Source organism: Pseudomonas sp. G.S.17 (assembly GCF_038096165.1).
Classification (GTDB): domain Bacteria; phylum Pseudomonadota; class Gammaproteobacteria; order Pseudomonadales; family Pseudomonadaceae; genus Aquipseudomonas.
In genome coordinates this window covers 4,292,545-4,313,319 of record NZ_CP151076.1, presented here as the reverse complement: position 1 = coordinate 4,313,319, position 20,775 = coordinate 4,292,545, and the positions used below count along the sequence as shown (strand labels likewise).

Sequence of the window (20,775 nt, the reverse complement as noted above, 5' to 3'; positions counted from 1 at the left end):
TTTTCTGACAGCGATTTTCGGCATTTCGATGTGACGAGTCGCACACCGCAAGCGTTAGTTCTTTAGCTTTACACTCAGCCATGCTTTGCTGTTCTGCCCGTTACCCACGGCAGAGCATGGTCCGCGACCTAACCATCCAGCTTCCTCCTTATAAAAGCCAAAGCGGAGTACCACAGATGGCGTTCTTCACCGCAGCCAGCAAGCCCGACTTCCAGCACCAACTGCAAGCGGCACTGGCGCAGCACATCAGCGAACAGGCACTGCCACAAGTGGCGCTGTTTGCCGAGCAATTCTTCGGCATCATTTCCCTGGATGAACTGACCCAGCGTCGGTTGTCCGACCTCGTCGGTTGCACCCTGTCGGCGTGGCGTCTGCTTGAGCGCTTCGAGCACGCCCAGCCGCTGGTGCGGGTCTACAACCCCGACTACGAACGGCATGGCTGGCAATCGACACATACCGCCGTCGAAGTGCTGCATCACGACCTGCCATTTCTGGTGGACTCGGTGCGTACCGAGCTGAACCGTCGCGGCTACAGCATTCACACCCTGCAGACCACGGTGTTGAGTGTGCGTCGTGGCAGCAAAGGTGAATTGCTGGAGTTGCTGCCCAAGGGCACGACCGGCGAAAACGTGCTGCAAGAATCGCTGATGTATCTGGAGATCGATCGCTGCGCCAACACCAGCGAGCTGAATGTGCTGGCCCGCGAGCTGGAGCAGGTGCTGGGTGAAGTGCGGGTTGCGGTAGAAGATTTCGAACCGATGAAAGCCAAGCTCCACGAGCTGCTGGCAGGCATCGATGACGTGCAGTACGGCGTTGACGAAGGTGAAAAGTCCGAGATCAAGGCGTTTCTGCAGTGGCTGGTGAACAACCACTTCACGTTCCTGGGCTACGAAGAGTTCCAGGTGCGCGGCGAGGCCGATGGTGGCCAGCTGATCTATGACGAATCCTCGTTCCTGGGCCTGACCAAGCGCCTGCGCGCCGGGCTGACCGAAGACGATCTGCACATCGAAGGCTACGCAGTGAACTACCTGCATGAGCCGACGCTGCTGTCGTTCGCCAAGGCCGCCCATCCGAGCCGTGTGCATCGTCCTGCTTACCCGGACTACGTGTCGATCCGGCAGATTGATGCATCCGGCAAGGTCATCAAGGAATGCCGCTTCATGGGCCTCTACACCTCATCGGTGTATGGCGAGAGCGTTCGGGAAATCCCGTACATCCGCCGCAAGGTCGCCGAAGTTGAACGCCGTTCCGGCTTCGATGCCAAGGCGCACCTGGGCAAGGAACTGGCTCAGGTGGTCGAAGTATTGCCCCGTGACGATCTGTTCCAGACACCAGTGGATGAGCTGTTCACCACCGTGATGTCCATCGTGCAGATTCAGGAGCGCAACAAGATTCGCGTGTTCCTGCGCAAGGACCCGTACGGCCGCTTCTGCTATTGCCTGGCTTATGTGCCGCGTGACGTGTACTCCACCGAAGTCCGTCAGAAAATCCAGCAAGTGCTGATGGATCGCCTGAAGGCGAGCGACTGCGAATTCTGGACGTTCTTCTCCGAATCCGTGCTGGCGCGTGTGCAATTGATCCTGCGGGTGGACCCGAAGGTCAATCTGAACATCGATCCGGTGCAACTGGAAAACGAAGTCATTCAGGCCTGCCGTTCGTGGAAAGACGATTACGCCAGCCTGGTGGTGGAAAGCTTCGGCGAAGCCCACGGCACCAACGTGCTGGCGGACTTCCCGAAAGGTTTTCCAGCGGGTTATCGCGAGCGTTTCGCGGCGCATTCGGCTGTGGTCGACATGCAGCACCTGTTGAGCCTGAACGAAACCAATCCGTTGGTGATGAGCTTCTATCAGCCGCTGACCGGTGGCAAACAGCAGCTGCATTGCAAGCTGTACCACGCCGATACGCCGCTGGCGTTGTCCGACGTGCTGCCGATCCTGGAAAACCTCGGCTTGCGTGTCCTGGGTGAGTTCCCGTATCGCCTGCATCACAGCAATGGCCGCGAGTTCTGGATTCATGATTTCGCCTTTACCTATGGCGAAGGCCTGAACCTGGACATCCAGCAGCTCAACGACACCTTGCAGGACGCGTTCGTCCACATCGTGCGTGGCGAGGCCGAGAACGATGCGTTCAACCGTCTGGTGCTCACCGCTGGTTTGCCATGGCGTGACGTGGCATTGCTGCGCGCTTATGCCCGTTATCTGAAACAGATTCGCCTGGGCTTCGACCTGGGTTATATCGCGGCGACCCTGAACAACCACACGGATATCGCCCGAGAACTGACGCGGCTGTTCAAGACCCGCTTCTATCTGGCGCGCAAGCTGGCCGCCGACGATCTGGACGACAAGCAGCAACGTCTGGAACAAGCGATTCTGTCTGCTCTGGACGACGTTCAGGTACTCAACGAAGACCGCATCCTGCGTCGTTACCTGGACCTGATCAAGGCGACCCAGCGCACCAACTTCTACCAGACCGACGCCAACGGCCAGAACAAGAGCTACTTCAGCTTCAAGTTCAACCCACGGCAGATTCCCGAACTGCCGAAACCGGTGCCCAAGTTCGAGATTTTCGTTTATTCACCGCGTGTCGAAGGCGTGCATCTGCGCTTCGGTAACGTTGCGCGTGGCGGGCTGCGCTGGTCCGACCGTGAAGAAGACTACCGCACCGAAGTGCTGGGCCTGGTAAAAGCCCAGCAAGTGAAGAACTCGGTGATCGTGCCGGTGGGTGCCAAGGGTGGATTCCTGCCGCGACGTCTGCCACTGGGTGGCGGTCGCGATGAAATTCAGGCCGAGGGCATCGCCTGCTATCGCATCTTCATCTCCGGTTTGCTCGACATCACCGATAACCTCAAGGAAGGCACATTGGTGCCGCCGGTCAACGTCGTGCGTCATGACGATGATGACCCGTACCTCGTGGTGGCGGCCGACAAAGGCACGGCGACCTTCTCTGACATCGCCAACGGCATCGCCATCGATTACGGCTTCTGGTTGGGCGATGCGTTCGCTTCCGGCGGCTCGGCCGGTTATGACCACAAGAAAATGGGCATCACCGCCAAAGGCGCGTGGGTCGGCGTGCAGCGCCACTTCCGCGAGCGCGGCATCAACGTCCAGCAAGACAACATCAGCGTGATCGGCATTGGCGATATGGCCGGTGACGTGTTCGGCAACGGTTTGCTGATGTCGGATAAATTGCAGCTGGTCGCCGCGTTCAACCATTTGCATATCTTCATCGATCCAAACCCGGAACCGGCCAGCAGCTTCGCTGAGCGTCAGCGTCTGTTCGACCTGCCGCGTTCGGCCTGGACCGATTACGACACCAGCATCATGTCCGCTGGCGGCGGTATCTTCCCGCGTAGTCTGAAAAGCATCGCCATCAGTCCCGAGATGAAAGAGCGCTTCGACATCAAGGCCGACAAGCTGACGCCAACCGAACTGCTCAACGCGTTGCTCAAGGCGCCGGTTGATCTGTTGTGGAACGGCGGCATCGGTACTTACGTCAAATCCAGCTTCGAAACCCATACCGATGTGGGCGACAAGGCCAACGACGCATTGCGGGTCAATGGCAACGAGTTGCGCTGCAAGGTAGTGGGTGAGGGCGGTAACCTGGGCATGACGCAACTGGGTCGTGTCGAGTTTGGCCTCAATGGCGGCGGTTCCAACACCGACTTCATTGATAACGCCGGTGGCGTTGACTGCTCCGACCACGAAGTGAACATCAAGATCCTGCTCAACGAAGTGGTGCAGGCTGGTGACATGACCGAGAAGCAGCGCAACCAGCTGCTGGAAAGCATGACCGATGAAGTCGGCCATCTGGTGTTGGGCAACAACTACAAACAGACTCAGGCGTTGTCGCTGGCGACACGTCGCGCCTACGAGCGTATCGCCGAATATAAGCGTCTGATGAGCGATCTGGAAGCCCGTGGCAAGCTGGATCGCGCCATTGAGTTCCTGCCTGCCGAGGATCAGATTGCCGAGCGCGTTGCGGATGGCAAGGGTCTGACCCGTCCGGAGCTGTCGGTGCTGATTTCCTACAGCAAGATCGATCTCAAGGAAGCGTTGCTGGAATCCCGTGTTCCGGACGACGATTACCTGGCACGCGACATGGAAACCGCGTTCCCGCCGTCCCTGGCGGCGAAGTTTGGGGATTCCATGCGTCAGCATCGCCTGAAGCGCGAGATTGTCAGCACCCAGATCGCCAACGATCTGGTCAACCACATGGGCATCACCTTCGTGCAGCGACTCAAAGAGTCCACCGGTATGAGTGCAGCCAACGTGGCGGGCGCTTACGTGATCGTGCGGGACATCTTCCACCTGCCGCACTGGTTCCGCCAGATCGAAGCGCTGGACTACAAGGTTCCTGCTGAAATCCAGCTGGCTTTGATGGACGAGCTGATGCGTCTGGGTCGCCGTGCCACCCGTTGGTTCCTGCGCAGCCGTCGCAACGAACTGGATGCCGGTCGTGACGTGGCGCACTTCGGCCCGCATATCGCGGCGCTGGGTCTGAAACTCGACGAACTGCTGGAAGGCCCGACTCGTGAAGTCTGGCAGACCCGTTATCAGGCTTACGTCGAAGCCGGCGTGCCGGAGCTGTTGGCGCGGATGGTGGCCGGTACCAGCCACTTGTATACCTTGTTGCCGATCATCGAAGCCTCCGACGTCACCGGGCAGAATGCTGCCGATGTCGCCAAGGTCTACTTCGCCGTGGGCAGTGCGCTGGACGTGACCTGGTACCTGCAACAGATCAGCAACCTGCCGGTGGAAAACAACTGGCAGGCGCTGGCCCGTGAAGCCTTCCGTGACGACATCGACTGGCAACAGCGGGCGATCACGGTCTCGGTCCTGCAAATGCCGGACGGCCCTGAAGATGTGGAAGAACGTCTGGCCGTGTGGCTGGAGCAGCACGTGTTGATGGTCGACCGCTGGCGCGCAATGCTGGTGGATATTCGTGCGGCGAGCGGCACGGATTACGCCATGTATGCAGTCGCCAACCGTGAGCTGCTGGACCTGGCCATGAGCGGACAAACCGTCGCGGCTTGATGGTTTGATCGAGTGGTAGTGAAAAACCCTGCATCGAGAGATGTGGGGTTTTTTATTGGGTAGTGGATAACCGCGATTCATAGGCGCGGCTTGGCCGCGATAGGCATAGGCGGCTACACATCTTTGAAGGATTGATTCTTGTGTACATATCCGTTACCGCAGCAACGGATATGTAGCATCCCTCCGGTAGGACCGGATTTATCCGGGAAGAGGCCAGCGCTCACGGCATAAATCTGTGTCGCCGCAACGAACGCCTCGCGAATAAATTCGCTCCTACAGTTGAGATACGGTCCGCACAGATTCAACGGCGCTTTGGCTTTGGCTTTGGCTCTGTTTTTGATCTTGATCTTAAGCGCCCCTTCAAACCACGCTGGCCGGAATTCGATGTTGATTTGGAGGGTAAACCGGTAGGACGCCGGTTTAGCCGCACTGGGCCAGGGATGGCCCTTTGCGGCGGCCCTCCACATCAATGTCGGATGACGGGCATGCCGAGCCAAAGCGAGGGACCGAGTGGTGGGGCAAGAGCGCTTTGGTTACTTTCGCGCTTTTCGAAAGTGAGGCGCCGTAAGGGCGCAACCCTAAGCCGCCGTTACCGCAGCAACGGATATGCCCTCATAAAAAACCGTCAAGTGACCTGCCGTAAGAGCGGAACCATAGTTTCAGAGCACAAAAATGCTGGATATGTACTCAATCAGGCCCAATAAAAAACCCCGTCACAAGGACGGGGTTTTTTTAACGCTGGGTTTCGCGCTTACGCTTGAATGACCGGAATCTTGGCATTCGCTGCGGCTTCGCGGAACTCGGCGATCTGATCGAAGCTCAGGTAGCGGTATACGTCCGCTGCCATGGTATCGATCTGGTTCGCGTAGCCCATGTACTCTTCGACGGTCGGCAGGCGACCCAGGATCGAAGCAACGGACGCCAACTCGGCCGAGGCCAGGAAGACGTTCGCGCCGTCGCCCAGACGGTTCGGGAAGTTACGGGTCGACGTCGACACTACGGTCGAATTCGGCTCTACCCGTGCCTGGTTACCCATGCACAACGAGCAGCCCGGCATTTCCATGCGCGCGCCAGCCTTGCCGTAGATGCCGTAGTAGCCTTCTTCGGTCAGTTGGTGAGCGTCCATTTTGGTCGGCGGCGACAGCCACAGACGGGTCGGCAGTTGCCCTTTGACCTGATCCAGCAACTTGCCCGCAGCGCGGAAGTGGCCGATGTTGGTCATGCAGGAACCGATGAACACTTCGTCGATCTTCTCGCCAGCAACGCTGGACAGCAGACGGGCGTCGTCCGGGTCGTTCGGCGCGCAGAGCACAGGCTCCTTGACGTCGGCCAGGTCGATTTCGATGATTTCGGCGTATTCCGCGTCGGCATCGGCAACCATCAGTTCCGGATTGGCAACCCAGGCTTCCATCGCTTGCGCGCGACGTTCCAGAGTCCGTGCATCGCCGTAGCCTTCGCCGATCATCCAGCGCAGCAGGGTGATGTTGGATTTCAGGTATTCACTGATGGACTCTTTCGACAGCTTGATGGTGCAACCGGCAGCGGAACGTTCGGCCGAGGCGTCGGACAGTTCAAATGCCTGCTCGATGCTCAAGTCGTCCAGGCCTTCGATTTCCAGGATGCGGCCGGAGAAGGCGTTCTTCTTGCCTTTCTTCTCGACGGTCAACAGGCCAGCCTGAATCGCGAAGTAAGGAATGGCGTGAACCAGATCGCGCAAGGTGATGCCAGGTTGCATCTTGCCTTTGAAACGAACCAGGATCGATTCCGGCATGTCCAGCGGCATAACGCCGGTGGCAGCAGCAAACGCAACCAGACCGGAACCGGCCGGGAACGAAATGCCCATCGGGAAACGGGTGTGGGAGTCACCACCGGTACCGACGGTGTCCGGCAGCAGCATGCGGTTCAGCCAGCTGTGGATGATGCCGTCGCCCGGACGCAGGGAAACGCCGCCGCGGGTCATGATGAAGTCAGGCAGCGTGTGGTGCGTGGTGACGTCGATCGGTTTCGGATAGGCAGCGGTGTGGCAGAACGATTGCATGACCAGATCGGTAGAGAAACCCAGGCACGCCAGGTCTTTCAGTTCGTCGCGGGTCATCGGGCCAGTGGTGTCCTGGGAACCAACGGTGGTCATCTTCGGTTCGCAGTAGGTGCCTGGACGAACACCTTTGCCTTCCGGCAGACCGCATGCCTTGCCGACCATTTTCTGCGCCAGGGTGTAACCCTTGTCGCTTTCAGCCGGAGGCTCAGGCAGCTTGAACAGAGTCGAAGGTGGCAGACCCAGTTCGGTACGGGCTTTTTCGGTCAGGCCACGGCCGATGATCAGCGGGATACGACCGCCGGCACGGACTTCGTCCAACAGGACCGGCGTCTTCATTTCGAAGGTGGTCAGGACTTCATCGGTGCCGTGTTTGCAGACTTTGCCAGCATGCGGGTACAGGTCGATCACGTCGCCCATGTTCATGTTGGTAACGTCAAATTCGATTGGCAGTGCGCCAGCATCTTCCATGGTGTTGTAGAAGATCGGAGCGATCTTGCTGCCGAAGCAGAAACCGCCGGCACGCTTGTTCGGCACGTAAGGAACGTCGTCGCCGAAGAACCACAGCACTGAGTTGGTCGCGGATTTACGCGAAGAACCGGTACCGACCACGTCGCCAACATAGGCAATCGGGAAGCCCTGGCCGCGCATCTCTTCGATCTGCTTCATCGGACCGATGGAGCCTTGAACATCCGGTACGATACCGTCGCGGGCCATTTTCAGCATGGCGAGGGCGTGCAGCGGGATGTCAGGACGGGACCATGCATCCGGTGCTGGAGACAGGTCGTCGGTGTTGGTTTCGCCAGTCACCTTGAAGACGCGCAGGCTGATCTTGTCGGCCAGGGTCGGACGCTTCTGGAACCACTCGCCGTCAGCCCAGGATTGCAGGACTTCCTTGGCTTGAACGTTACCGTTCTTGGCTTTTTCAGCGACGTCATGGAACGCATCGAACATCAGCAGCGTGTGCTTGAGTTCTTTGGCGGCAACCGGGGCGAGGGTAGCGTCGTCCAGGAGGTCGACCAGCGTGACGATGTTGTAGCCGCCTTGCATGGTGCCGAGCAATTCAACAGCGCGCTTTTTATCGATCAATGGCGAAGTGGCTTCACCCTTGGCCAGGGCAGACAGGAAACCGGCCTTGACGTAGGCAGCTTCGTCAACGCCAGGTGGAACGCGATTGGTGATCAGGTCGACAAGGAAAGCTTCTTCGCCAGCCGGGGGATTCTTCAGCAGCTCGATCAGACCTGCAGTTTGTTCGGCGTTAAGCGGCTGGGGCACGATACCCTGGGCGGCACGCTCTTCGATGTGTTTACGGTAGGCTTCAAGCACAGTATTACCCTCATCAGTGGTCCCAAATGGGTGTCCGGGACGCTCATCCAGGAATTACCCGATACCTGCACGACGAAACTTTTTGAGTTCCTTGGCCAGGGTAAATCGGCAATTCCTTACAGAAGCTGTTTTCAAAGTTTTACGCCTGCAGGACGGCTGATGAGTGTTGACGAAGGCGTGAAACCTGCGTCAACACCGACTGCGGGGTTAACTTGACTGTGCTCGTGACGCTTTGAAAACAGCTTCCAACGGACATTGGCGCCTTAAAAGGCTCGCTGATTCTACGGCAAAACTCTGCCAAAGGTAAGTTAAGCCCTACACCTTCGGGGGTGAACACTGTTAGACAAAGGGCTAACATGTGGGCTTGTTACGCCTTTCGTTGCTCTGTCCGCCATGCCTAATCAAATCATCAAAACGCCCTGCGTAGGCCTTTGCTCCACTGTTTACGGGGATCTGGTCTGTCGTGGCTGCAAGCGTTTTCATCATGAAGTGATCAACTGGAACGGCTATAACGAGGCTGAAAAACGTGCGGTGTGGCTGCGCCTTGAGCAATTGCTGGTGCAGGTCATGACCGCCAAGCTCGAAGTGTTCGACGCCGAAAAACTGCGCCTGCAACTGGTGCAGCGCAAGATTCGCTTCGTGCCCAACCAGTCCGAATATTGCTGGGCCTATCAGCTGATCGCACGCGGGGCGCGGGTGATTTCCAATATAGAAGCCTATGGTCTGGCGCTGTTGCCGGAATTCCGCGACTGGCCGCTGCCGGATCTGCGCGATGCCATCGATCGAGAGTTTTTTCTGCTTTCCGAGGCCCACTACGAGCGCTACATCGCGCCGGGGTTTCTCAAGGATGCATTCGGGGGCTAGGCATTTGTTGGAGCGAGGCTTGCCCGCGAATGGCTATTGCGGTCGCGATATTCACTGCGTGAAATGACGCTTTCGCGGGCAAGCCTCGCTCCTGCAGATCGATTTTCAGCTTCAACCCTTCACCCAGAGCTCTTCCAGATGCCTGACGATTTCCTCGGTCTTGAGCACCAATACGTCGCTTTCCAGTGAATCCAGTACCACTTCGGCGGTGTTGCCGATTAGTGCGCCGGAAATTCCGCTGCGCGCCACGGTGCCGATGATGGTCACGCTGGCACCCAGCTGACGGGCGGTAAACGGGATCAAGAAGTCGGCTGGTCCTCCTGCGATGTGCAGATGATCATCATCAACCTCGAACTCGGTCTGGAACGCCTGGCATTGCTCGCGATAGCGCGCTTCGATGGTTTCCTTGAGCTGGAATACCGGGTCGGCCGCCGACAGCATCGGTGACGGATGTGCCGCGATCACGTGTAGCTCGGCCTTGGCCAGGGCGGCGATGTCATAGCCGCGATCAATGATGTCGAAGTGCAGGGCGCGGTGCTCGCCGTCGGCGTTTCCCACGTCAACCGCCGCCAGGATCACGCCGTTCACCCATGATCGGTCGGTCTTGACCATTAATACCGGGCTTGGGCACTGACGCAGCAGTTTCCAGTCCTCAGGCGTGAGCAGCGCTTTCTTCAGCGGGTTGTCAGGAAAGTGCTGTTTGATCACCACCCCGCAGCCTTCAGCCTGCTGTACCTGGATGATGGTTTTGTGCTGGGTTTCATTCCACGCTTGCTCGGCCGTGGCGCTGTAGCCCTCGTCATGCAGGCGTCGTTTGAGTTCGACCAGCAGGGCGCTGTAGCCCTCGTCATGCAGGCGTCGTTTGAGTTCGACCAGCAGGGCGCTGTGCGGATGGTTTTTCCGGTCGCAGATCAGCAAATGCAGATGCGCCTGGGTAACGCCCGCGATCAGCCGCGCCCGTTTGAGCGCCAGGCTGTCAGGATGATCGGGTTCGATGACCACTAGGATGCTGCGAATGGCTTGCATGAATTGGATCTCCCGGCTGCATAAGCACCCGGTAACTATAGTTGCGCCGCCCGGAGTCGGGCGTTGATTCAAGTCAATTTCATTTATATCGCGGGAGTTCGACCGGCCTCGTATAATGCCGGGCTTTGTCATCCAGCCATCCGTGAACTCATGTACCCGATCCCTGAAATAGAAGCCTTCCTGCTGTGCCGCACCCCCGACAGCTGGGTCCAGGCCGCTTTGCGCAATCTGGATATCCTGTTGATCGATCATGCGAACAATGAAAAGAAGGCGGCCGGGGCGGCATTTCAGTTCATGTTCCAGTACAACGACAAATTCGACCTGCTGAGCAAGATGTCCCGGCTGGCCCGGGAAGAACTGCGCCATTTCGAACAAGTCATCGCCATCATCCGCAAACGCGCCATCCCGCTGGTCAATATCAGCTCCGCGCGTTACGCCGGTTCGTTGCGCAAACTGGTGCGCAATCACAATCCGTACCGCCTGACGGATGCGCTGATTGTCGGCGCGATTGTCGAAGCGCGTTCCTGCGAGCGCTTTGCAGCGTTGGTCCCGCATCTGGATGAGGACCTGGCCAAGTTCTATTCCAGCCTGTTGAAGTCCGAGGCGCGGCATTTTCAGGACTATCTGAAACTGGCCCATACCTATGGCGACAAGGCGGATGTGGAGGCGAAGATTCAGGAGATTCTGCTCGCCGAGCGTGAGCTGATCGAAAGCCCTGATGAAGAGTTTCGCTTTCATAGCGGCGTGCCTGCGCTGGCTTGATTCTGCTCTCTCTATATATAGAAGGCGTCCTCGGACGCCTTTTTCACGTCTGAATAGTAAGCCTGCTAATAAAAGCTTGGCCATTTGCTGCCTAGGCAGTAACATTATGTAACTCGCTGCCTAGGCAGTTACTTTGGTGGATGCATGAAACATTTCAGTCCCGCTGACCTGAATTCTTCAATCATGGGAATGCTGATCGGCCGAACTAACTCGGTGAAGGATCGCTTGCTGGACAAGCATCTGATCCCGTATGGCGTCACTTCCTCGCAGTTCAAGGTGTTGATCATCGTGGCGCGGGGCGGTTTTGACACACCGGCGGAATTGTGCCGTTGTCTGTCGCTGGACAGCGGCTCGATGACCCGCATGCTCGACCGTCTGGAGCAAAAGGCGCTTTTGGTTCGCAGCCGTTCGGCGACTGATCGACGCCAGGTGCATCTCGCGTTGACCGCCGAAGGTCAGGCGCTTTCGGACCGCTTGCCGCAGATCGGCGCTGACGCACTGAATGACTTGTTAGGCGTGCTGGAGGCGGAGGAGGTTGCCAATCTGGAGCGCATCCTGACCAAGATCCTGGTAGGAGCCGATGACCACGTCACCATTACTCGTCTGAGCTTCAAAGACACAGGTGCAACATGAACCGCACGATTTTGCAGGCGCGCCATAGCCTGTTGTTGCTTGCCCTGAGCCTTGCCGGCTGCGCCAATTACAGCGGTCTGGTCACCGAGGGTCAAAGCCTCGATGCCAAGACCTTGCACAGCGAACGCAATCTGCAAGACATCACCCTTTCCCCTGCCGCATGGCCCAAGCGCGACTGGTGGAAAAGCCTCGGCGATGCGCAGCTTGACGGCCTGATCAGCGAGGCGTTGCGCGACAGCCCGGACATGCAGGTTGCCAGCGCACGTACCCATCAGGCGATGGCCACTGCGTATGCGGCCGATGCCGCGCGCATGCCGACTGTCGATGCCGACGCCAGCATCAGCCGTTCGCGTCTGGCCAAGGATCAGGACCCGAGCGGTGTGGGCGGGCGTTACAGCACGTTGCGCAGCATGGCGGTCAATTTCAATTACAACTTCGACCTTTGGGGTGGCCAGCGTGCCGCCTGGGAAGCGGCGCTGGGCCAGGCCCGAGCCGCCGAAGTCGATCAGCAGGCTGCGCAGTTGACGCTGGCCGCCGATGTGGCGCGCGCCTACAGCGATCTGGGTCAGGCTTATGTGGTGCGCGATCTGGCGACTGAAGATCTCAAGCGCACCCGGCAACTGCTGGATCTGGGCGGTCGTCGCCTGCAATCCGGGATCGACAGCCAGTATCAATACCAGCAGACCGAAAGCCTGGAAGCGAACTCCCAGGAACAGCTGATCGACGCCGACAAGCGTCTGCGCAGCGCAAAAATCGCCCTGGCGGTGTTGCTTGGCAAAGGCCCGGACCGTGGCGAAGATATTTCCCGGCCCAACGTGCTCAAACCCGCTGTCGTGGCGTTGCCGTCGTCGTTGCCGGCCGAACTGCTGGGCCGTCGTCCGGACATTGTTGCCGCACGCTGGCGGGTTGAGGCGGCGAGCAAGAACATCGTGGCCGGCAAGACCAATTTCTACCCGAACCTGAACCTCAGCGCTGCGGCGGGCACCGAGTCGTTGCTGGGTGATGCGCTGTTCGGTTCGGCCAGTCGCTTCTTTAATATCGCCCCGACCATTTCCCTGCCGCTGTTCGATGGCGGCCGACTGCGCGCCGACCTCGATGCGCGGGATGCCGATTACGACCTGGCCGTGGCGCAATACAATAAAAGCCTGATTCGGGCCTTGGGTGACGTCAGCGACAACATTGGTCAGCTGCGCGCCATGGACGGCCAGATCCAGGCGCGGCAGCACGCCACCGATGTCATCCAGCAATCCTTCGACACCGTGACCCAGCGTTACGGCTCGGGCGTCGGCAATTACCTGGATGTGCTGACCATCGAACAGCAACTGTTGCAATCCCAACGCCAACTGGCTGATCTCAACGCCGAACGAATCGATTTGTCGATCCAGTTGATGCAGGCCCTGGGTGGCGGTTTCGAGGGGCAAGGCCCTTCGGAATCAACCAGACCGGCCACTTCATCAGCTGCTTCGCTGACTAACACAAGGTAATTGTCATGGCCACTGCCACTAGCGAAAACACATCCGCGCCCAAAGACCAGGCTGACAACGCCAAAGCTCAGGATGGTAATAAAGACAGCAATCCACGCAAGCGTAAATTCCTTCTGCTGGGGCTGTTATTGATCGTGATTCTGGGCGCGCTGGGTATCTGGGCCTGGCACGAACTTTACGGGCGCTGGAGCGAGAGCACCGACGACGCCTATGTGAACGGCAACGTGGTGGAAATCACCCCGCTGGTCACCGGTACCGTAATCAGCATTGGTGCTGACGATGGCGATCTGGTCCGTGAAGGTCAGGTGTTGCTGCGCTTCGACCCGAGTGACGCCGAAGTCGGCCTGCAAAGCGCCGAGGCCAATCTGGCCAAGACCGTACGTCAGGTGCGCGGTTTGTACAGCAATGTCGACGGTATGAAAGCTCAGTTGGCGGCGCAGCGCGCCGAAGTGAAGAGAGCGCAGGACAATTACAGCCGCCGGAAGAACCTGGCCGCTGGCGGGGCGATTTCCCAGGAAGAGCTTTCCCACGCGCAGGATGACCTGACCAGCGCGCAAAGTGCCTTGAACAATCTGCAGCAACAATTGGCCAGCAGCGTTGCCCTGGTGGATGACACCGAAGTCTCGTCGCATCCCGACGTCAAAGCCGCCGCCGCGCAATTGCGTCAGGCCTACCTGGCCGATGCCCGCAGTACGTTAATCGCGCCGGTGACCGGTTATGTCGCGAAGCGCACCGTGCAGTTGGGCCAGCGCGTACAGCCGGGCACGGCCATGATGGCGGTGATTCCACTGGATCAGTTGTGGATCGACGCCAACTTCAAGGAAACCCAGTTGGGCAAGATGCGCATCGGCCAGCCGGTGGAAATCGAGTCTGACCTGTACGGCAGCGACGTGAAATACAGCGGCACCATCGACAGCCTGGGCGCCGGCACCGGCAGCGCGTTTGCGTTGTTGCCTGCGCAAAACGCCACCGGTAACTGGATCAAGATCGTCCAGCGCGTGCCGGTACGGATTCACATCAATGCTGACGAACTGGCCGAGCATCCGTTGCGCATCGGCCTGTCGACAGTGGTCGATGTCAATCTGCACGACCAAAGCGGCCCGGTGCTGGCCCAGCAACCGCCGAAGAAGGCCTCGTTCACCACCAAGGTGTATGAGCAGCAACTGGCTGATGCCGATGCTTTGATTGCGCGCCTGATCCACGAAAACAGCGCCGCGACCGGCAAGACTGCCCAGCGCTGAACCGCCAATCCGTAGCCCCGGCCTGCAAGGTCGGGGCGCCGTCAGAGTTTTCAGGGATTCGCGATGAGCGCCAACGCCCCCGCTTCATTTACGCCGCCCAGCCTCCTGTTATGCACCATCGGCCTGTCTCTGGCGACGTTCATGCAGGTGCTGGACACCACCATCGCCAACGTCGCCTTGCCGACTATCTCGGGTAACCTCGGGGTCAGTTCGGAGCAGGGCACCTGGGTCATCACCTCGTTCGCCGTCAGCAACGCCATTGCCTTGCCACTGACCGGCTGGTTGAGCCGCCGCTTCGGCGAAGTGAAACTGTTTTTGTGGGCGACGATTCTGTTCGTGGTCGCCTCGTTCCTGTGCGGGATTTCCCAGTCGATGCCTGAGCTGGTGGGCTTTCGCGTGCTGCAAGGTGTGGTCGCCGGGCCGTTGTACCCGATGACGCAGACCTTGCTGATTGCCGTCTATCCTCCGGCCAAACGAGGGATGGCCCTGGCATTGCTGGCGATGGTCACGGTGGTCGCGCCCATTGCCGGGCCGATACTCGGCGGCTGGATCACCGACAGTTACAGCTGGCCGTGGATTTTCTTCATTAATATCCCGATTGGTCTGTTCGCCGTGCTGGTGGTACGCATGCAGATGGCCAAGCGTCCGGTGGTGACCAGTTATCAGCCCATGGATTACGTTGGCCTGCTGACGTTGATCATTGGCGTCGGAGCGTTGCAGATCGTGCTCGACAAGGGCAACGACCTGGACTGGTTCGAATCGAACTTCATTGTGATCGGCACCGTGATTTCGGCGATTGCCTTGTCGGTGTTCATCATTTGGGAAATGACCGACAAGCATCCCATCGTCAATCTGCGCCTGTTCGCGTTTCGCAATTTCCGTATCGGCACCATGGTGCTGGTGGGTGGTTACGCGGGTTTCTTCGGCATCAACCTGTTGTTGCCGCAATGGTTGCAGACGCAAATGGGTTACACCGCGACCTATGCGGGATTGGCCGTAGCCCCCATCGGTATCCTGCCGGTGCTGATGTCGCCTTTTGTCGGCAAATATGCTCATAAGTTCGACCTGCGCTTGCTGGCTGGCCTGGCTTTCCTGGCAATCGGCACCAGCTGCTTCATGCGCGCCGGGTTCACCAATCAGGTGGATTTCGAACACATCGCGCTGGTGCAGCTGTTTATGGGCGCGGGCGTGGCGCTGTTCTTCATGCCGACCTTGAGCATCCTGTTGTCGGATTTACCGCCCAATCAGATCGCCGACGGTTCCGGGCTGGCGACTTTCCTGCGCACGCTGGGCGGCAGCTTTGCCGCGTCGCTGACCACCTGGATCTGGATTCGCCGGGCGGATCAGCATCATGCGTATTTGAGCGAAAACCTCAGCACTTATGATCCAGCGACCCGCGACGCACTGAACAGCCTGGGCGGCGCCAGTCCACAGGCGTACGCGCAGTTGGAGCAGACGCTCAACAGTCAGGCGTACATGATGTCCACGGTGGATTATTTCTACTTGCTGGGTTGGGTGTTCATGGGGCTGATCTTGCTGGTGTGGCTGGCCAAGCCACCGTTTGCCGCCAAGGCCGGACCGGCGGCGGGGGGCGGGCATTGATCTTTTGAGCGGTGAGAAACCGTGGGAGCGAGCTTGCTCGCGAAGGGTCGGTACAGCCTTCGCGAGCAAGCTCGCTCCCACACAGACTGTATGAAAACTACTGCGCTCGGCAATACTGCGTTAAAAACAGGCGGAAAATGCTCATTTAGAACACCTAGACTCCGCTTTTCCGCCTGTTTTTGCCTTGTCTTGCCTTCGCTCGTGACGTTTTCACACAGTCTGCACAGCTCATTCAGGCGTTAAAAAATCAAACGCACTCAAGGCAAAGCCCTGTTCGTCGACCTGCAACGCCCAGCCCTGTTTGTCCCAATCGCCGAGCACGATGCGCCGGGCGGCGTCATCGCCGATCTGCAGCTTGTGGATCGCCGGCCGATGGGTGTGGCCGTGGATCAGGGTTCGTACGCCATATTGGGTCATGACCTTCGGGACTTCTTCGGGCGTGACGTCAACGATGTCGTTGGTTTTCATGCGGGTCTGCGCCCGACTCTCGCTGCGCAGCTTGCGCGCCAGCTTGTAGCGCGTACTTTTGGGCAGATTGCGCAACACCCATAACGTCAACGGGTTACGCAGGATGCGACGCATACGGATGTAGGCTTCATCCCGGGTACACAGGCTGTCGCCGTGCATCAACAGCACCGGCTCACCATTGATCTGGACGACGCTGGGGTCGCGCAGCAGTGTGCAGCCTGCCGCCTTGCAAAATGCGCGGCCAATCATGAAATCACGATTGCCGTGCATCAGGAAAATGTGCGTGCCGCTGTCGCTCAATTGGCGCAGGGCTTCGCAGATCGAGCGCTGGAACGGCGACATGGCGTCATCACCGATCCAGGCTTCGAAAAAATCCCCGAGGATATACAGCGACTCGGCAGCGCGAGCGCGGCCGGCGAGCAGATCCAGAAACGCCCGGGTAATGTCCGGGCGCTCCTCCTCAAGATGCAGATCGGAGATCAGCAATATCACTCAATGATCTCGGCTTTCTCGATGATCACGTCTTCAGCCGGTACGTCTTGATGGCCGGATTTGCTGGTGGTGGAAACACCTTTGATCTTGTCGACGACTTCGGTGCCTTCAACGACTTTGGCGAATACCGCGTAGCCCCAGCCCTGAGTGGTCTTGGCGCTGTGGTTCAGGAACGCGTTGTCGCCGACATTGATGAAGAACTGCGCGGAAGCCGAATGCGGCTCCATGGTGCGAGCCATGGCAACGGTGTACTTTTCGTTCGGCAGGCCGTTGTCAGCTTCGTTCTGGATGCTTGGACGCTTGTCTTTCTTTTCTTTCATGCCTGGCTCAAAACCGCCGCCCTGGATCATGAAGTTGCCGATGACACGGTGGAAAACGGTGTTTTCGTAGTGGCCGGCTTTGACGTATTCGATGAAGTTGGCAACGGTCAGTGGCGCTTTTTCAGCGTTGAGTTCCAATACGATGTCGCCGTGATTGGTGGTCAATTTTACTTTGGACATGGAAAAGTCGCTCTTTGATTCATGGATGGGGCGCGATATAACCCTGACGCGCAGTTTACAGAGGTGGTTACATAATTCGGTCGAGTTTTTAACTCGCGTGTTTTCGCAGAGTGTGCTGTTAGCCTCTTGACGGCATCGGCTATGATAGGCGCTTTGATTTAGTCGGCCTACCCTGGCCGCGCACTTGTATTGTCCAAGGATCCTATGAGCAAGCCCACTCAAGACCCCGTTGCGAATTCCAAGGCAGGCCCTGCTGTCCCGACCAATTTCCTGCGCCCGATCGTCCAGGCTGACCTGGATGCCGGCAAGCACACGAAGATCGTCACCCGCTTTCCGCCTGAGCCCAACGGCTATCTGCATATCGGTCATGCCAAGTCGATCTGCGTGAATTTCGGTCTCGCCAAGGAATTCGGCGGCGAAACGCATCTGCGCTTTGACGATACGAACCCGGCCAAGGAAGACCAGGAATACATCGATGCCATCGAAAATGACATCAAGTGGCTGGGCTTCGAATGGTCCGGCGAAGTGCGCTATGCCTCGCAGTATTTCGACCAATTGCACGACTGGGCAGTCGAGCTGATCAAGTCGGGCAAGGCCTATGTCGACGATCTGACCCCCGAGCAGGCCCGTGAGTATCGCGGCAGCCTGACCGAACCGGGCAAGAACAGCCCGTTCCGTGAGCGCAGCGTCGAGGAAAGCCTGGACCTGTTCGCCCGCATGAAGGCCGGTGAATTCCAGGACGGCGCACGCGTGCTGCGCGCCAAGATCGACATGGCCTCGCCGAACATGAACCTGCGCGACCCGATCCTGTATCGCATCCGTCACGCGCATCACCACCAGACCGGCGACAAATGGTGCATCTACCCGAACTATGACTTCACCCACGGTCAGTCCGATGCCATCGAAGGCATCACGCACTCGATCTGCACCCTGGAGTTCGAAGGCCATCGTCCGCTGTATGACTGGTTCCTGGAGAATCTGCCAGTACCTTGCCATCCGCGTCAGTACGAGTTCTCGCGTCTGAACCTGAGCTACACCGTCACCAGCAAGCGCAAACTCAAGCAACTGGTCGACGAGCAGCATGTGTCCGGCTGGGATGACCCGCGCATGTCGACCATTTCCGGTTTCCGTCGTCGTGGCTACACGCCAGCGTCGATTCGCAACTTCTGCGAGATGATCGGCACCAATCGCTCTGATGGCGTAGTGGATTTCGCCATGCTCGAATTCAGCATCCGCGACGATCTGGACCACAGCGCGCCGCGTGCCATGTGCGTGCTGCGTCCGCTGAAAGTCGTGATCACCAATTATCCGGAAGGCCAGGTCGAGAAGCTGGAACTGCCGCGTCACCCGAAAGAAGACCTCGGCGTGCGCGAGTTGCCGTTCGCTCGCGAGATCTACATCGACCGCGACGATTACATGGAAGAGCCGCCAAAAGGCTACAAACGTCTGGAACCCAACGGCGAAGTGCGTCTGCGCGGCAGCTATGTGATCCGTGCTGACGAAGCGATCAAGGATGCCGACGGCAACATCGTCGAGCTGCGTTGCTCGTACGACCCGCAAACCCTGGGCAAGAACCCTGAAGGCCGCAAGGTCAAAGGCGTGGTGCACTGGGTGCCGGCCGCGGCCAGCGTCGAATGCGAAGTGCGTCTGTATGATCGTCTGTTCCGCTCGCCGAACCCGGAAAAAGCCGAAGACGGCGCCAGCTTCCTGGACAACATCAATCCTGATTCGCTGCAGGTCCTCACCGGTTGTCGCGCCGAACCTTCTTTGGCAAACGCGCAACCGGAAGACCGTTTCCAGTTCGAACGCGAAGGTTATTTCTGCGCGGACATCAAGGACTCGAAACCAGGTCAACCAGTATTCAACCGCACGGTAACGCTGCGGGACTCCTGGACTTAAGGGACACCACGTGCTTTCCATCTACAACACGCTCACCAAGAGCAAAGAAGTCTTCAAGCCGCTGGATGGCAACAAGGTGCGCATGTACGTCTGCGGGATGACCGTGTACGACTACTGCCACCTTGGCCATGGCCGCAGCATGGTGGCGTTCGACCTCGTCACGCGCTGGTTGCGCTTCAGCGGCTATGACCTGACGTACGTGCGCAACATCACCGATATTGACGACAAGATCATCAACCGTGCCCGTGACAACGGCGAAACGTTTGATGCCCTGACCGCGCGCATGATCGATGCGATGCATGAGGACGAAGCGCGGCTGAACATTCTGCCGCCGGACATGGAGCCGCGTGCCACCGGTCATATCGCTGGCATGCACGCCATGATCCAGACCTTGATCGACAAGGGTTACGCCTACGCGCCGGGTAACGGCGACGTGTATTACCGCGTCGGCAAGTTCCTCGGTTACGGCAAGCTGTCGCGCAAGAAGATCGAAGACCTGCGCATCGGCGCGCGTATCGAAGTGGATGAGTCCAAGGACGATCCGCTGGATTTCGTGCTCTGGAAGGGCGTCAAGCCGGGCGAGCCGAGCTGGGAATCACCTTGGGGCGCCGGGCGTCCGGGCTGGCACATCGAATGCTCGGTGATGTCCACCTGCTGCCTGGGCGAGACCTTCGATATTCATGGCGGCGGCAGCGATCTTGAGTTTCCGCACCACGAAAACGAAATCGCCCAGAGCGAAGCCGCGACCGGCCAGACCTACGCCAATGCCTGGATGCACTGCGGCATGATTCGCATCAATGGCGAGAAGATGTCCAAGTCCTTGAACAACTTCTTCACCATTCGCGACGTGCTGGAGAAATATCATCCGGAAGTGGTGCGTTATCTGCTGGTTTCGAGCCACTACCGCAGCGCCATCAACTACTCCGAAGACAGCCTGAAAGAGTCCAAGAGCGCGCTGGAACGTTTCTATCACGCGCTGCGAGGCTTGCCGGTTGCCGAACCTGCGGGTGGCGAGGCGTTTGTCGAGCGTTTCTCCACTGCAATGAACGACGACTTCGGTACACCGGAAGCGTGCGCCGTGCTGTTCGAAATGGTGCGCGAGATCAATCGCTTGCGTGATACCGATCTGCCGGCTGCGGCTGGATTGGCGGCACGCTTGAAGGAATTGGCCAGCGTGCTGGGCGTCCTGCAACTGGAAGCGGACGACTTTTTGCGCGCAGGTGCAGAAGGTCGGGTGGACGCAGCTGAAGTCGAAGCCTTGATCGAAGCCCGTCTGGCTGCACGTGCCGCGAAGAACTGGGGCGAATCCGACCGCATCCGCGACCAGCTCACCGCCATGGGCGTGGTGCTGGAAGACGGTAAAGGCGCAACGACCTGGCGATTGGCGGATTGACTAGCTGCTGAGCCGTC

13 protein-coding genes are annotated in these 20,775 nt (G+C 58.8%); 9 read left to right on the top strand and 4 right to left on the bottom strand.

Translation table 11 applies throughout. The features are described 5' to 3' along the window. Positions 1-176 precede the first annotated feature (176 nt). Positions 177-5,033, top strand: a complete 4,857-nt coding sequence (locus tag AABC73_RS20175) for an NAD-glutamate dehydrogenase (RefSeq protein ID WP_341520660.1) — start codon at positions 177-179, stop codon at positions 5,031-5,033. 751 nt (positions 5,034-5,784) lie between these two features. Here the strand turns inward: AABC73_RS20175 and acnB are convergent. Further along, positions 5,785-8,394, bottom strand: a complete 2,610-nt coding sequence (gene acnB / locus AABC73_RS20170) for a bifunctional aconitate hydratase 2/2-methylisocitrate dehydratase (protein ID WP_065833444.1) — start codon at positions 8,392-8,394, stop codon at positions 5,785-5,787. A gap of 393 nt (positions 8,395-8,787) precedes the next feature. Here acnB and AABC73_RS20165 point away from each other — a divergent pair, with 393 nt between their 5' ends. After that, positions 8,788-9,258 carry a DUF1289 domain-containing protein gene (locus AABC73_RS20165; protein WP_020288799.1) on the top strand — a complete coding sequence of 157 codons (471 nt, stop codon included), beginning with the start codon at positions 8,788-8,790 and terminating at the stop codon, positions 9,256-9,258. 111 nt (positions 9,259-9,369) lie between these two features. Here the strand turns inward: AABC73_RS20165 and AABC73_RS20160 are convergent, their stop codons facing one another. After that, on the bottom strand, positions 9,370-10,284 hold the full coding sequence (locus tag AABC73_RS20160; RefSeq protein WP_341520659.1) for a universal stress protein: 915 nt from the start codon (positions 10,282-10,284) through the stop codon (positions 9,370-9,372). 150 nt (positions 10,285-10,434) lie between these two features. Here AABC73_RS20160 and miaE point away from each other — a divergent pair, with 150 nt between their 5' ends. The 5 genes from miaE (at position 10,435) to AABC73_RS20135 (ending at position 16,006) form a co-directional block, all read left to right on the top strand. Beyond that, complete coding sequence (gene miaE / locus AABC73_RS20155) at positions 10,435-11,046, top strand: tRNA isopentenyl-2-thiomethyl-A-37 hydroxylase MiaE (RefSeq protein WP_331103728.1); 612 nt, start codon at positions 10,435-10,437, stop codon at positions 11,044-11,046. A 144-nt stretch (positions 11,047-11,190) separates the two neighbouring features. Then, positions 11,191-11,679: a MarR family transcriptional regulator gene (locus AABC73_RS20150; protein ID WP_341520658.1), complete on the top strand. Its 489-nt coding sequence runs from the start codon at positions 11,191-11,193 to the stop codon at positions 11,677-11,679. Further along, on the top strand, positions 11,676-13,163 hold the full coding sequence (locus AABC73_RS20145; RefSeq protein WP_341520657.1) for an efflux transporter outer membrane subunit: 1,488 nt from the start codon (positions 11,676-11,678) through the stop codon (positions 13,161-13,163). Before AABC73_RS20150 ends, AABC73_RS20145 begins: the two co-directional genes overlap by 4 nt. Before the next feature lie 5 nt (positions 13,164-13,168). After that, positions 13,169-14,404, top strand: a complete 1,236-nt coding sequence (locus AABC73_RS20140) for an HlyD family efflux transporter periplasmic adaptor subunit (protein WP_341520656.1) — start codon at positions 13,169-13,171, stop codon at positions 14,402-14,404. Positions 14,405-14,467: 63 nt separating this feature from the next. Continuing rightward, positions 14,468-16,006: a DHA2 family efflux MFS transporter permease subunit gene (locus AABC73_RS20135; protein ID WP_341520655.1), complete on the top strand. Its 1,539-nt coding sequence runs from the start codon at positions 14,468-14,470 to the stop codon at positions 16,004-16,006. A 228-nt stretch (positions 16,007-16,234) separates the two neighbouring features. Here the strand turns inward: AABC73_RS20135 and lpxH are convergent, their stop codons facing one another. Continuing rightward, entirely contained in the window at positions 16,235-16,966 is a 732-nt protein-coding gene (lpxH, locus tag AABC73_RS20130; RefSeq protein ID WP_341520654.1) for a UDP-2,3-diacylglucosamine diphosphatase, read from the bottom strand. Continuing rightward, the gene (locus AABC73_RS20125) at positions 16,963-17,466 is read right to left on the bottom strand and encodes a peptidylprolyl isomerase (RefSeq protein WP_331103716.1); all 504 of its coding nucleotides are present in this window, start codon (positions 17,464-17,466) and stop codon (positions 16,963-16,965) included. The genes lpxH and AABC73_RS20125 overlap by 4 nt, the downstream gene beginning before the upstream one ends. A gap of 204 nt (positions 17,467-17,670) precedes the next feature. Between AABC73_RS20125 and AABC73_RS20120 the strand changes: the two genes are divergently transcribed. After that, positions 17,671-19,365: a glutamine--tRNA ligase/YqeY domain fusion protein gene (locus tag AABC73_RS20120; RefSeq protein WP_341520653.1), complete on the top strand. Its 1,695-nt coding sequence runs from the start codon at positions 17,671-17,673 to the stop codon at positions 19,363-19,365. A 10-nt stretch (positions 19,366-19,375) separates the two neighbouring features. Continuing rightward, positions 19,376-20,758 carry a cysteine--tRNA ligase gene (gene cysS / locus AABC73_RS20115; RefSeq protein ID WP_341520652.1) on the top strand — a complete coding sequence of 461 codons (1,383 nt, stop codon included), beginning with the start codon at positions 19,376-19,378 and terminating at the stop codon, positions 20,756-20,758. Positions 20,759-20,775 lie beyond the last annotated feature (17 nt).

Coding starts and splice junctions, on each gene's coding strand:
- AABC73_RS20145 (WP_341520657.1), top strand. CDS start 11,676: ATGAACCGCACGATTTTGCAGGCGCGCCATAGCCTGTTGTTGCTTGCC.
- AABC73_RS20175 (WP_341520660.1), top strand. CDS start 177: ATGGCGTTCTTCACCGCAGCCAGCAAGCCCGACTTCCAGCACCAACTG.
- AABC73_RS20135 (WP_341520655.1), top strand. CDS start 14,468: ATGAGCGCCAACGCCCCCGCTTCATTTACGCCGCCCAGCCTCCTGTTA.
- AABC73_RS20165 (WP_020288799.1), top strand. CDS start 8,788: ATGCCTAATCAAATCATCAAAACGCCCTGCGTAGGCCTTTGCTCCACT.
- miaE (WP_331103728.1), top strand. CDS start 10,435: ATGTACCCGATCCCTGAAATAGAAGCCTTCCTGCTGTGCCGCACCCCC.
- AABC73_RS20120 (WP_341520653.1), top strand. CDS start 17,671: ATGAGCAAGCCCACTCAAGACCCCGTTGCGAATTCCAAGGCAGGCCCT.
- AABC73_RS20125 (WP_331103716.1), bottom strand. CDS start 17,466: ATGTCCAAAGTAAAATTGACCACCAATCACGGCGACATCGTATTGGAA.
- AABC73_RS20150 (WP_341520658.1), top strand. CDS start 11,191: ATGAAACATTTCAGTCCCGCTGACCTGAATTCTTCAATCATGGGAATG.
- AABC73_RS20140 (WP_341520656.1), top strand. CDS start 13,169: ATGGCCACTGCCACTAGCGAAAACACATCCGCGCCCAAAGACCAGGCT.
- AABC73_RS20160 (WP_341520659.1), bottom strand. CDS start 10,284: ATGCAAGCCATTCGCAGCATCCTAGTGGTCATCGAACCCGATCATCCT.